This is a genomic window from Moritella sp. JT01, from assembly GCF_001574435.1.
Lineage (GTDB): Bacteria > Pseudomonadota > Gammaproteobacteria > Enterobacterales > Moritellaceae > Moritella.
Window position 1 is genome coordinate 38,775 of sequence record NZ_LOCN01000014.1, and the last position, 12,151, is coordinate 50,925.

The 12,151-nt window shown below is 42.2% G+C and carries 24 protein-coding genes; all 24 read left to right on the forward strand.

Annotation, left to right across the window (positions count from 1 at the left end):
- The first annotated feature begins 15 nt into the window (after positions 1-15).
- Positions 16-843: a 50S ribosomal protein L2 gene (rplB, locus tag AKG98_RS12605; RefSeq protein ID WP_067046241.1), complete on the forward strand. Its 828-nt coding sequence runs from the start codon at positions 16-18 to the stop codon at positions 841-843.
- Between the two features lie 18 nt (positions 844-861).
- Entirely contained in the window at positions 862-1,140 is a 279-nt protein-coding gene (gene rpsS, locus AKG98_RS12610) for a 30S ribosomal protein S19 (protein ID WP_019442264.1), read from the forward strand.
- Positions 1,141-1,150: 10 nt separating this feature from the next.
- On the forward strand, positions 1,151-1,483 hold the full coding sequence (gene rplV / locus AKG98_RS12615) for a 50S ribosomal protein L22 (RefSeq protein ID WP_045112216.1): 333 nt from the start codon (positions 1,151-1,153) through the stop codon (positions 1,481-1,483).
- Between the two features lie 17 nt (positions 1,484-1,500).
- A complete protein-coding gene (gene rpsC, locus AKG98_RS12620; protein ID WP_067046243.1) occupies positions 1,501-2,205 on the forward strand; it encodes a 30S ribosomal protein S3 in 705 nt (234 codons plus the stop codon).
- Between the two features lie 11 nt (positions 2,206-2,216).
- A complete protein-coding gene (rplP, locus tag AKG98_RS12625; RefSeq protein ID WP_067046245.1) occupies positions 2,217-2,627 on the forward strand; it encodes a 50S ribosomal protein L16 in 411 nt (136 codons plus the stop codon).
- A complete protein-coding gene (rpmC, locus tag AKG98_RS12630) occupies positions 2,627-2,818 on the forward strand; it encodes a 50S ribosomal protein L29 (RefSeq protein ID WP_006034643.1) in 192 nt (63 codons plus the stop codon). Before rplP ends, rpmC begins: the two co-directional genes overlap by 1 nt.
- Before the next feature lies 1 nt (position 2,819).
- The gene (rpsQ, locus tag AKG98_RS12635) at positions 2,820-3,065 is read left to right on the forward strand and encodes a 30S ribosomal protein S17 (protein WP_017223593.1); all 246 of its coding nucleotides are present in this window, start codon (positions 2,820-2,822) and stop codon (positions 3,063-3,065) included.
- Positions 3,066-3,242: 177 nt separating this feature from the next.
- Entirely contained in the window at positions 3,243-3,611 is a 369-nt protein-coding gene (gene rplN, locus AKG98_RS12640) for a 50S ribosomal protein L14 (protein WP_067046247.1), read from the forward strand.
- An 11-nt stretch (positions 3,612-3,622) separates the two neighbouring features.
- Positions 3,623-3,934, forward strand: coding sequence for a 50S ribosomal protein L24 (gene rplX, locus AKG98_RS12645; protein ID WP_017223595.1), 312 nt, complete (start codon positions 3,623-3,625; stop codon positions 3,932-3,934).
- 12 nt (positions 3,935-3,946) lie between these two features.
- Positions 3,947-4,486, forward strand: coding sequence for a 50S ribosomal protein L5 (gene rplE, locus AKG98_RS12650; protein ID WP_067046249.1), 540 nt, complete (start codon positions 3,947-3,949; stop codon positions 4,484-4,486).
- 9 nt (positions 4,487-4,495) lie between these two features.
- Positions 4,496-4,801, forward strand: a complete 306-nt coding sequence (rpsN, locus tag AKG98_RS12655) for a 30S ribosomal protein S14 (protein ID WP_067046251.1) — start codon at positions 4,496-4,498, stop codon at positions 4,799-4,801.
- A gap of 26 nt (positions 4,802-4,827) precedes the next feature.
- Entirely contained in the window at positions 4,828-5,220 is a 393-nt protein-coding gene (rpsH, locus tag AKG98_RS12660; protein ID WP_045112211.1) for a 30S ribosomal protein S8, read from the forward strand.
- An 11-nt stretch (positions 5,221-5,231) separates the two neighbouring features.
- A complete protein-coding gene (gene rplF, locus AKG98_RS12665; protein WP_067046253.1) occupies positions 5,232-5,765 on the forward strand; it encodes a 50S ribosomal protein L6 in 534 nt (177 codons plus the stop codon).
- A gap of 9 nt (positions 5,766-5,774) precedes the next feature.
- Positions 5,775-6,125, forward strand: a complete 351-nt coding sequence (gene rplR, locus AKG98_RS12670; protein ID WP_006034611.1) for a 50S ribosomal protein L18 — start codon at positions 5,775-5,777, stop codon at positions 6,123-6,125.
- A 13-nt stretch (positions 6,126-6,138) separates the two neighbouring features.
- Positions 6,139-6,639: a 30S ribosomal protein S5 gene (rpsE, locus tag AKG98_RS12675; protein ID WP_067046255.1), complete on the forward strand. Its 501-nt coding sequence runs from the start codon at positions 6,139-6,141 to the stop codon at positions 6,637-6,639.
- Between the two features lie 7 nt (positions 6,640-6,646).
- On the forward strand, positions 6,647-6,826 hold the full coding sequence (rpmD, locus tag AKG98_RS12680; RefSeq protein WP_045112208.1) for a 50S ribosomal protein L30: 180 nt from the start codon (positions 6,647-6,649) through the stop codon (positions 6,824-6,826).
- A complete protein-coding gene (gene rplO, locus AKG98_RS12685) occupies positions 6,826-7,260 on the forward strand; it encodes a 50S ribosomal protein L15 (protein ID WP_067046257.1) in 435 nt (144 codons plus the stop codon). The genes rpmD and rplO overlap by 1 nt, the downstream gene beginning before the upstream one ends.
- Before the next feature lie 5 nt (positions 7,261-7,265).
- A complete protein-coding gene (gene secY, locus AKG98_RS12690; protein ID WP_067046259.1) occupies positions 7,266-8,591 on the forward strand; it encodes a preprotein translocase subunit SecY in 1,326 nt (441 codons plus the stop codon).
- A 40-nt stretch (positions 8,592-8,631) separates the two neighbouring features.
- Entirely contained in the window at positions 8,632-8,745 is a 114-nt protein-coding gene (gene rpmJ, locus AKG98_RS12695; protein ID WP_045112205.1) for a 50S ribosomal protein L36, read from the forward strand.
- Between the two features lie 136 nt (positions 8,746-8,881).
- Positions 8,882-9,238: a 30S ribosomal protein S13 gene (rpsM, locus tag AKG98_RS12700; RefSeq protein ID WP_017223603.1), complete on the forward strand. Its 357-nt coding sequence runs from the start codon at positions 8,882-8,884 to the stop codon at positions 9,236-9,238.
- 13 nt (positions 9,239-9,251) lie between these two features.
- Entirely contained in the window at positions 9,252-9,641 is a 390-nt protein-coding gene (gene rpsK, locus AKG98_RS12705) for a 30S ribosomal protein S11 (protein WP_067046261.1), read from the forward strand.
- 27 nt (positions 9,642-9,668) lie between these two features.
- A complete protein-coding gene (rpsD, locus tag AKG98_RS12710) occupies positions 9,669-10,289 on the forward strand; it encodes a 30S ribosomal protein S4 (RefSeq protein ID WP_006034544.1) in 621 nt (206 codons plus the stop codon).
- Between the two features lie 26 nt (positions 10,290-10,315).
- Positions 10,316-11,302: a DNA-directed RNA polymerase subunit alpha gene (gene rpoA, locus AKG98_RS12715; RefSeq protein ID WP_067046263.1), complete on the forward strand. Its 987-nt coding sequence runs from the start codon at positions 10,316-10,318 to the stop codon at positions 11,300-11,302.
- 40 nt (positions 11,303-11,342) lie between these two features.
- On the forward strand, positions 11,343-11,726 hold the full coding sequence (gene rplQ, locus AKG98_RS12720) for a 50S ribosomal protein L17 (protein ID WP_067046265.1): 384 nt from the start codon (positions 11,343-11,345) through the stop codon (positions 11,724-11,726).
- Positions 11,727-12,151 lie beyond the last annotated feature (425 nt).

Below are 12,151 nucleotides of genomic sequence, written 5' to 3' on the forward strand. Positions count from 1 at the left end.
AGGGGATTCTGAATAATGGCTATTGTTAAGTGTAAGCCTACTTCTCCAGGTCGTCGCCACCTTGTTAAGGTAGTGAACCCGGATTTGCATAAAGGCAAACCACATGCTCCACTTTTAGAGAAAAAATCTAAAACTGGTGGCCGTAATAATAACGGTCGTATTACTGTTCGTCATCACGGCGGCGGTCATAAGCAACATTACCGTATCATTGACTTAAAACGTAATGATAAAGATGGTATCCCTGCAACTGTTGAACGTCTGGAATATGATCCAAACCGTTCAGCAAACATTGCACTTGCTCTTTACGCAGATGGTGAACGTCGTTACGTTCTAGCTGCTAAAGGTATGCAAGCTGGTGATATTATTGTTTCTGGTGTTGATGCGGCTATTAAAGCTGGTAACACATTACCAATGCGTAACATCCCAGTAGGTACAACTGTACACGCTGTGGAAATGAAGCCAGGTAAAGGTGCTCAAATTGCACGTTCTGCTGGTACATACGTACAAATCATTGCACGTGACAACTCATACGTTACTCTACGTCTTCGCTCTGGCGAAATGCGTAAAGTATTAGTAGATTGTCGTGCAACGATTGGTGAAGTTGGTAACTCTGAACACATGCTTCGCCAACTTGGTAAAGCTGGTGCTAGCCGCTGGCGCGGTGTTCGCCCAACAGTACGTGGTGTTGTAATGAACCCAGTTGATCACCCGCACGGTGGTGGTGAAGGTCGTACTTCAGGTGGCCGTCATCCGGTATCACCTTGGGGTGTGCCAACTAAGGGTTACAAAACTCGTAAGAACAAGCGTACTGATAAACTTATCGTACGTCGTCGCAACAAGTAATTTTATAGAGGTATCACCATGCCACGTTCTCTCAAGAAGGGTCCTTTCATAGACCTACACTTGCTGAAGAAGGTAGAGAAAGCGGTGGAAAGCGGGGAAAAAAAACCAGTTAAGACTTGGTCCCGTCGTTCTATGATCATTCCAAATATGATTGGTCTGACCATCGCTGTCCATAATGGTCGTCAACATGTACCAGTTTTCGTTACTGACGAAATGATTGGTCATAAGTTAGGCGAATTCGCACCGACTCGTACTTATCGCGGCCATGCTGCAGATAAGAAAGCTAAAAAGCGTTAGGAGAAATTAGATGGAAGCATTAGCTAAACACCGTTTCGCCTCAGGCTCTCCACAGAAAGCACGTTTGGTCATTGACCTTATTCGTGGTTTACCAGTGGACAAGGCTCTTGAAGTTTTAACTTTCAGCACTAAAAAAGCTGCTGTACAAGTTAAAAAAGTTCTTGAGTCAGCTATCGCAAACGCTGAACACAACGAAGGTGCGGATATTGATGAGTTAGTAGTAGCTACAGCGTTTGTTGACGCTGGACCTACTATGAAGCGTATCATGCCACGTGCTAAAGGTCGTGCAGATCGCATCTTGAAGCGTACTAGCCACATCACAATTGTTGTAGCAACACGCTAAGAGACTAGGAGAAAACAATGGGTCAGAAAGTTCATCCAAATGGTATTCGCCTAGGTATCACCAAGCAGTTTAATTCTACTTGGTTTGCGAATACTAAAGACTTCGCCGACAACTTGTACGGTGATTTCGAAGTACGTCAGTTTTTAACTAAAAAACTGAAAAATGCATCTGTTTCACGTATCGTTATCGAACGTCCAGCGAAAAGCATCCGTGTGACTATTCACACTGCTCGTCCTGGTGTTGTTATCGGTAAGAAAGGCGAAGACGTAGAAAAACTACGTAATGCTATCGCTAAGATGACTGGTACTTCTGCACAAATCAATATCGCAGAAATCCGTAAGCCTGAACTAGATGCTAAATTAGTAGCTGAAGGTATCGCTTCTCAACTTGAACGTCGTGTTATGTTCCGTCGCGCTATGAAGCGTGCAGTACAAAATGCAATGCGTTTAGGTGCTAAGGGTATTAAAGTTCAAGTTAGCGGTCGTTTAGGCGGCGCTGAAATCGCTCGTGCTGAATGGTATCGTGAAGGCCGTGTGCCTCTACATACTTTCCGTGCTGATATCGATTACTCGACTGCAGAAGCTCTTACAACTTACGGCATCATTGGTGTGAAAGTTTGGATCTTTAAAGGTGAAGTTCTAGGTAAGTTACCACTTACTCAAGAAGTTGAAGCACCTTCGAAGCCTAAACGTCGCAGTCGTGGCCCTAAAGCTGCTAAATAGGAGACTCTGATATGTTGCAACCAAAACGCATGAAGTTCCGCAAAATGCACAAAGGCCGTAACCGCGGTCTTGCAAAAGGCGGAAACGTAACTTTCGGCGAATTCGGTCTTAAAGCTACTGGTCGTGGTCGAATTACTGCTCGTCAAATCGAAGCAGCACGTCGTGCTATGACTCGTCACGTTAAGCGTCAAGGTCAAATCTGGATCCGTGTGTTCCCAGACAAACCTATTACACAAAAGCCGCTTGAAGTACGTCAAGGTAAAGGTAAAGGTAGCGTTGAGTATTGGGTTTGCCAAGTACAACCTGGCAAAATCCTTTATGAAATCGCTGGAGTTCCTGAAGAATTGGCACGTGAAGCATTCAGCCTAGCTGACTCGAAACTGCCTATTTCTACAACTTTCGTAACTAAGACGGTAATGTAATGAACGCTAGCGAACTTAAACAAAAAAATGTTGAAGAGCTAAACGCTGAGTTACTTAACCTACTACGTGAGCAATTTAACTTACGTATGCAGTTAAGTACTGGCCAACTAGCACAAACGCATTTAATCAAAAATGTACGTCGCGATATCGCGCGTGTTAAGACCATCCTGAACGAAAAGGCGGGTGTATAATATGAGCACTATTCGTACTGTACAGGGTCGTGTTGTTAGCAACAAAGGCGATAAAACTATCGTTGTTGCAGTAGAACGTAAAGTGAAACATCCGTTATACGGTAAGTTCATCAAGCGTACTACTAAACTACACGCACATGATGAGAACAACGAATGTCAACTAAATGATGTTGTAACTATTCGTGAAACTCGTCCAGTGTCTAAGCTTAAAACTTGGGCATTAGTAGAAGTATTAGTAAAAGCTTAATTTTAAGTTTATACTGATCTTCTTATGATAACGGCCCCTATATAGGGGTCGTTTGTTTTTTAGTCGATTCCCGTTGCTTTTTTCAAAGCCGTGGTGTTATAATGCGCCACCTCTTGAAAGAGAGCGGACTCATTTAATCCATGTTGGATTAGATGAAATTATTGCGGAGCACTAATAATGATCCAAATGCAGTCTACGTTGGACGTAGCCGATAACTCAGGCGCACGTCGCGTTCAGTGTATCAAGGTCCTAGGTGGTTCGCACCGCCGCTATGCGCGTGTTGGTGATATCATCAAAGTTACTGTGAAGGAAGCAATTCCTCGCGGTAAAGTAAAAAAAGGTGATGTTCTAAACGCAGTGGTAGTGCGTACTAGGTCAGCAATCCGTCGTACAGACGGTGCAGCTATCCGTTTCGACCGTAACGCAGCAGTTATGCTTAATGCTAACGGCGCGCCGATCGGTACTCGTATCTTTGGCCCAGTTACACGTGAACTACGAACTGAACAGTTCATGAAAATCGTATCTCTGGCACCAGAAGTACTATAAAGGAACGAAAAATGGCAGCTAAAATTTTAAAAAATGATGAAGTTATCGTTGTTGCAGGTAAAGATGCTGGTAAACAAGGCAAAGTTACTGAAGTAAGAGCAGACGGTAAAATATTCGTTGAAGGCGTTAATCTTATCAAAAAACACCAAAAGCCAAACCCACAACTGGGCGTAGCTGGCGGTATTATTGAGAAAGAAGCAGCTTTAGACGCATCAAACGTGGCACTATTCAACCCTGCAACTAGCAAGGCTGACCGTGTCGGTTTCCGATTTGAAGACGGCAAAAAAGTACGTTTCTTCAAATCTAATAATGAACTTGTTTAATTGGAGTTAACTGTGGCGAAACTGCATGAACACTACAAAGAAACGATAGCGCCTGAACTTAAAACTAAGTTCGGCTATAAATCTATCATGCAAGTCCCTCGGATTGAAAAGATCACCCTTAATATGGGTGTGGGCGAAGCAATCAATGATAAAAAAGTATTAGAAAATGCTGCTGCTGATATGGCTGCAATTTCTGGTCAAAAACCATTGATTACTAAAGCTCGTAAATCCGTTGCTGGCTTTAAAATCCGTGAAGGATATCCTATTGGTTGTAAAGTTACCCTACGTGGCGAGCGTATGTGGGAATTCCTTGAGCGCCTAATAGGCATCTCAATTCCACGTATTCGCGATTTCCGTGGCCTGAACCCTAAATCGTTCGATGGTCGTGGTAACTATAGTATGGGTGTTCGCGAGCAAATCATCTTCCCAGAAATCGATTACGATAAAATCGATAAAATTCGTGGTATGGATATTACTATCACTACTACTGCGAAATCTGATGAAGAAGGTCACGCTCTGCTGACTGCCTTTAATTTCCCATTCCGTAAGTAAGGTAGGGTCATGGCTAAGCAATCAATGAAAGCGCGCGACGTAAAACGCGCGAAGCTAGTAAATAAATACGCAGAGAAACGTGCTGAAATAAAAGCAATCATCTCTGGTGTAAATACTTCAGACGAAGATCGTTGGAATGCAGTTCTTAAATTGCAATCGTTACCTCGTGATTCTAGTGCATGTCGTCAGCGTAATCGCTGTAACATCACTGGCCGCCCTCATGGCTACCTACGTAAGTTCGGCTTAAGCCGTATCAAACTACGTGAGCACATGATGCGTGGTGAAGTTCCAGGTCTTAAAAAGGCTAGTTGGTAAGTCACTAATTTCGGGAGTATACGAAAATGAGCATGCAAGATCCTATTGCGGATATGCTAACACGCATCCGTAACGGTCAGTCAGCCTCTAAGGTTGCAGTTAAAATGCCTTGTTCTAAGCAAAAAGTTGCACTAGCAGCTGTGCTTAAAGAAGAAGGTTACATTAATGGTTACGCTGTTTCAGGTGAAGTGAAAGCTGAACTTGAAGTGTCTTTGAAATATTTCGAAGGCAAAAACGTAATCGAAAAAATTGAGCGCGTTAGTCGCCCAGGTTTACGCATCTACAAAGGAAGTAATGATCTTCCTAAAGTGATGGGTGGCTTAGGTGTTGCTATCGTTTCTACTTCTAAAGGCATGATGTCTGACCGTGCAGCTCGCAAAGCTGGCATCGGTGGCGAGATCATCTGCTACGTTTCTTAAGGGGTTTATATATGTCTCGTGTTGCTAAAGCACCCGTTGCCATCCCTGCAGGCGTAGAGATCTCTCTAAATGGTCAGGAAATCACTGTTAAAGGCGCTAAAGGCTCTTTAACTGCTGTTATTAATTCATCTGTTGTTCTTGCAATCGCTGATGAAAAAGTATCTTTTGGTCCTGTTGAAGGCGTAAAAGATGCTTGGGCTCAAGCTGGTACAGCTCGTGCTAACGTTAATAACATGGTTAAAGGTGTAGCTGAAGGTTTTACTAAAACTCTTCAACTAAATGGTGTTGGTTACCGTGCAAATGTTAAAGGTTCTGTTGTGAATCTAACATTAGGTTTCTCACATCCTGTAGCTTATAACCTTCCAGAAGGTATAACTGCAGTTTGCCCAAGCCAAACTGAAATTGTTATTACTGGCGCTGACAAACAAAATGTTGGTCAAGTTGCAGCAGATATCAGAGCTTTCCGTCCGCCTGAACCTTATAAAGGTAAAGGTGTTCGTTATTCTGATGAAGTTGTGCGTCGTAAAGAAGCCAAGAAAAAGTAGGGTAATACTATGGATAAGAAATCTGCACGTCTTCGTCGCGCAACTCGCGCACGTAAGAAAATGCAAGAATTGGGTGCTACACGTTTAGTGATTAACCGCACTCCAAACCATACTTATGCACAGGTTATTACACCGAATGCGGAAGTATTGGTTTCTGCTACAACGACAGAAAAAGCAGTTCGTGAAATGATCAGCTATGGCGGTAACGTTGAAGCAGCTAAAGTAATCGGTAAATTGGTTGCTGAGCGAGCTATCGAAAAAGGCGTTACTAAAATTGCTTTCGATCGTTCAGGTTTCCAATATCACGGTCGTGTTGCAGCATTAGCTGATGCCGCTCGTGAAGCTGGCCTTCAGTTCTAGTCAGGAGTAGGAAATGTCTAAAGTTGAAAACCAAACAGGTGATCTGCAAGAGAAATTAATTGCAGTTAATCGTGTTTCAAAAGTTGTTAAAGGTGGTCGTATCTTCAGCTTCACTGCTCTTACAGTAGTGGGTGACGGTAACGGTCGCGTTGGTTTTGGTTATGGTAAAGCACGTGAAGTTCCAGCTGCTATTCAAAAAGCAATGGAAAAAGCGAAACGCAATATCGTAAGCATTGAACTAAATGGTGTGACTCTTCAACATCCAATTAAGGGTCGTCATTCTGGTTCTAAAGTATTCATGCGTCCAGCATCAGCTGGTACAGGTATCATTGCCGGCGGTGCAATGCGTGCAGTACTAGAAGTTGTAGGGATCCATGACGTACTTTCTAAATGTTACGGTTCTACTAACCCAATTAACGTTGTACGAGCTACAATTGGCGCGCTTACTGGTATGTCATCACCAGAACAAATCGCAGCTAAACGTGGTCTACCTGTTAAAGAAATTCTGGGGTAATTAAACCATGGCTAAAATTAAAGTAACTCAAACTAAAAGTGCAATCGGTCGTTTACCTAAACATCGTGCAACACTTGTTGGTTTAGGCCTTCGTAAAATCAACCACACTGTTGAGCTAGAAGATACAGCTTGCGTACGTGGTATGATTAACAAAGTAGCTTACATGATTAAAGTGGAGGAAGCGTAATGTTTTTAAATACTCTATCTCCAGCTGCTGGTTCTAAGCCAAACGCTAAACGTGTAGGTCGCGGTATCGGTTCTGGTACTGGTAAAACTTGTGGCCGTGGTCACAAAGGTCAAAAATCGCGCTCAGGCGGCGGTATTCGACCTGGTTTTGAAGGCGGTCAAATGCCTTTGAAACAACGTCTACCTAAATTCGGTTTCACTTCACGTAAGCAGCTAGTAACAGCTGAAGTACGTTTAAATGAAATCGCTAAAGTTGAAGGTGATGTTGTTGATTTAAGCACACTTAAAGCAGCAGGTCTTGTTACAAAAAACATCCTGTTTGTTAAAGTTGTTTTATCTGGTGAAATCACTCGACCAGTTACTATTCGTGGCATTAAAGCTACGAAAGGTGCTGTTGAAGCGATTGTTGCTGCAGGCGGTCAAATCGAAGGATAGTACAAATGGCTAAAAAACCAGGATTGGAAACGAATAAATCTCAAGGTGGCTTATCAGAATTGAAAAGTCGTTTATGGTTCGTGTTAGGTGCAATTATTGTATTTCGCGCAGGATCTTTTGTTCCGATCCCTGGTATTGATGCCTCTGTACTTGCTACGCTGTTTGACTCGCAAAAGGGTACCATCTTAGAAATGTTTAACATGTTCTCTGGTGGTGCGCTTGAGCGTGCGTCTATTTTTGCGTTGGGTATTATGCCGTATATTTCGGCCTCTATTATCATACAGTTATTAACTGTTGTTAATCCTACACTTGCCGAATTGAAAAAAGACGGTGATGCAGGACGACGCAAAATTAGCCAGTATACCCGTTACGGAACATTGTTCTTAGGTACTTTCCAAGCTATTGGTATTGCTAAAGGCTTACCTAACATGGTTGATGGACTTGTCCATAATCCAGGGTTAAGTTTTTACTTTACTGCGGTAGTGAGTTTAGTAACTGGTACTATGTTCTTAATGTGGTTAGGTGAACAAATTACCGAACGCGGTATTGGTAATGGTATCTCAATATTAATTTTTGCAGGTATTGTTGCTGGTATGCCGCCAGCTATCGGACAAACGGTTGAACAGGTTATCGATGGTAACCTTCACGGCCTGTTATTGTTAGTGTTAGCTGGTGTTGTTTTTGCTGTTACATACTTTGTTGTATTTGTAGAGCGCGGTCAGCGTAGAATTGTGGTAAACTACGCAAAACGCCAACAAGGACGACGTGTTTTTGCAGCTCAAAGCACGCATTTACCGTTAAAGCTTAATATGGCCGGTGTTATTCCAGCTATTTTTGCTTCGAGTATAATTTTGTTTCCTGGAACGCTTGCACAATGGTTCGGTCAGAATGAAGGTTTATCTTTCCTTACTGACATTTCCTTGGCTCTACAGCCAGGACAACCTTTGTATGTAATGCTTTATGCAGCAGCAATTATCTTCTTCTGTTTCTTCTATACAGCGTTGGTATTTAACCCTCGTGAAACGGCAGATAACTTGAAGAAGAGCGGGGCGTTCATCCCAGGTATTAGACCAGGCGAACAAACTTCAAGGTATATAGACAAAGTAATGTCACGATTAACTCTAGCGGGTTCTTTGTACATTACATTCATTTGTCTAGTACCATTGTTCATGACACAAGCTATGGGTGTGCAGTTCTACTTCGGTGGTACGTCATTACTTATTATGGTTGTGGTAATCATGGACTTTATGGCTCAAGTTCAGACTCATATGATGTCTCATCAATATGGTGATGTTCTTAAGAAAGCTAATTTAAAAGGCTACGGTCGCTAAATTAGTTTGAGCATGTCCTATAACAGTTACGGAGTAAGAAATGAAAGTTCGTGCATCTGTTAAAAAGATTTGTCGTAATTGCAAAGTGATCAAACGTCACGGTGTAATTCGTATAATCTGTGTTGAACCAAAGCATAAACAACGCCAAGGTTAGACAGTAGTAGATACTTGGGCTAGATTTATTAATCTATTCCCAAGTTTCTATTGCAATATATCTCTCTTCTGAGTATCCTTACGGGCTTTTCGAAGAGAGCAACATTTTTTTTTAAACCCTTAAGTGGAGTGGTATAGTGGCCCGTATAGCCGGCATTAACATTCCTGATCAAAAGCATACAGTCATTGCCCTGACTGGTGTTTTCGGTATTGGTGCAACACGTGCGAAAGCAATCTGTGTAGCAACTGGTATCGCTGAAACAGCTAAGATCAGAGAGCTAGAAGAAGCTCAACTAGAACTTCTTCGCGAAGAAGTAGGTAAATACACTGTAGAAGGTGACCTACGTCGTGAAGTAAGTATGAATATCAAGCGTCTGATGGACCTCGGTTGTTACCGTGGTATTCGTCACCGTCGCAGCTTACCTCTACGTGGTCAACGCACTAAAACAAATGCGCGCACCCGTAAAGGTCCGCGTAAAGCTATCAAGAAATAGGAGCTGACGAGTAATGGCTAAAACTCCAACTCGCGCTCGTAAGCGCGTTAAAAAGCAAGTTGCTGACGGTATTGCACACGTTCATGCTTCTTTCAATAATACTATTGTGACAATCACAGATCGCCAAGGTAATGCTTTATCTTGGGCAACTGCAGGCGGCTCAGGCTTCCGTGGTTCTCGTAAGTCAACTCCATTCGCTGCGCAGGTTGCTGCTGAGCGTGCTGGTGAAATGGCTAAAGAGTACGGTGTGAAAAATTTAGAAGTTATGGTTAAGGGCCCTGGTCCTGGTCGTGAATCTTCTATTCGTGCATTGAATGCGATTGGTTTTAAAATTACTAACATCACTGATGTTACACCAATCCCTCACAATGGTTGTCGTCCACCTAAAAAGCGTCGCGTATAACGCTTTTAGGAATATTGGAGAAAGAACATGGCTAGATATTTGGGCCCAAAGCTCAAGCTTAGTCGTCGTGAAGGTACAGATCTTTTCTTGAAAAGTGGCGTACGTGCGATCGAATCTAAGTGTAAAATTGATAACGCACCTGGTGTACATGGTGCTCGTAAACCTCGTCTATCTGACTACGGTTTACAACTACGTGAAAAGCAAAAAGTTCGTCGTATGTACGGTGTACTTGAAAAGCAATTCCGTAACTTATATAAAGAAGCTGCTCGTCTAAAAGGTAATACTGGTGAAAACCTACTTGCTTTATTAGAAGGCCGTCTAGATAACGTTGTTTATCGTATGGGCTTTGGTTCTACTCGTGCGGAATCGCGCCAGTTAGTAAGCCACAAAGCAATCGTTGTAAACGGTAAAGTTGTAAATATCCCTTCTTACAAAGTGAAAGTTAACGATACAGTTAGCATTCGCGAGAAGGCTAAGAAGCAAGCTCGTATCGCTTCAGCTCTTGAAATTTCAGAGCAGCGTGAGAAAGCATCTTGGGTTGAAGTTGACAGTAAGACACTTGAAGGCGTTTACAAACGTGTTCCTGAGCGTTCTGATCTGTCTGCAGACATCAACGAACAGCTTATTGTTGAACTTTACTCTAAGTAAAGTTAACTTCATAAGAGAGGACATACATGCAGGGTTCTGTAACAGAATTTCTAAGACCAAGACTTGTTGATATTGAGCAAATTAGCTCAACACGTGCCAAGGTAACACTTGAGCCGTTAGAGCGTGGCTTTGGTCACACTCTTGGTAATGCTTTACGTCGTATTCTACTTTCTTCTATGCCAGGTTGTGCTGTAACAGAAGTTGAGATCGACGGCGTACTCCATGAGTACAGCAGTAAAGAAGGCGTTCAAGAAGATGTTCTTGAAATTCTTCTTAACTTGAAAGGTCTTGCAATCAAACTTGAAGGCAAAGACGAAGCGTTACTAACTTTAACTAAGTCAGGTACAGGTCCTGTATTGGCAGGTGACATCACCCATGATGGTGATGTTGAGATTATAAATCCGGAACATGTGATTTGTAATTTAACCGGTCAAGCAGATATCAGTATGCGCATTCGTGTTGCAAAGGGTCGTGGTTACGTACCTGCTTCTACACGTGTTCATGCTGATGATGAAGAGCGCCCTATCGGTCGTTTGCTTGTTGATGCTGCATTCAGCCCTGTAAGCCGTATTGCTTACAATGTTGAATCTGCTCGCGTAGAGCAACGTACTAACCTTGATAAGTTAGTAATCGATATGGAAACTAATGGAACATTAGATCCTGAAGAAGCTATTCGTCGTGCTGCTACAATTCTGGCTGAACAGCTTGATGCTTTCGTTGATCTTCGTGATGTAACGGAACCAGAGCAGAAAGAAGAGAAACCAGAGTTCGATCCGATACTGCTACGTCCTGTTGATGATTTAGAACTTACTGTTCGTTCAGCTAACTGCCTAAAAGCAGAAGCAATTCACTATATTGGTGATCTTGTTCAGCGCACTGAGGTTGAGTTACTTAAAACGCCTAACCTTGGTAAGAAATCTTTAACTGAAATTAAAGATGTTCTAGCTTCACGTGGTCTTTCTCTAGGTATGCGCCTAGAAAACTGGCCGCCTGCAAGTATTGCGGACGAATAGTAAACACTAGTCAAAAGATTTTTGTAAGAAGGATAAGTTCATGCGCCATCGTAAGAGTGGTCGTCAACTAAATCGTAACAGCAGCCACCGTCAGGCTATGTTCCGTAATATGGCATGTTCTTTAGTTAGCCACGAGATCATTAAAACGACTCTGCCTAAAGCTAAAGAATTACGTCGTGTAGTTGAGCCTCTAATTACACTTGCTAAAACGGATAGCGTAGCTAACCGTCGTCTAGCATTTGCTCGTACCCGCAGCGATGAAGTTGTAGGTAAACTATTTAAAGAATTAGGCCCACGTTTCGAAAACCGTTCAGGCGGTTATACTCGAATCTTAAAATGTGGTCTACGTACTGGCGATAAAGCTCCTATGGCTTACATCGAACTAGTAGATCGTCCAGTTGTTGAAGCTGCTGACGAAGAATAGTATTATTAGAAGCCAGAGCTCACGCTCTGGCTTTTTTATTGCTCTTAATTATCCTCTGAATAATTCTTAATTCTTAATTCTTAATTCTTAATTCCTCTTAGATTTTTTTTCTGATGTTGAAAATAGTTTTCTTCTTATTAGTTAATATCGATAATTTAAAAATGCCTCTTAACTTACGTCTACTCAATATTCTTTTGCAGTAATAGACAGAATTTAAACTGCTTTATTAACGAGTTTCATTTGTTTTTGTCTGGTACATAGCTAGATTGTTCGATTTTTAATCTTTTTATGTTTTTTTAATATTTATTGTAATGAACGCTTGCCAATGTGATCCATATCTCTATAATGCGACCTCACTGACACGGCAACAGCCGCTCAGTATGCTCTTTAACAATTTATTCAAGCAATCTGTGTGAGCACTTGCA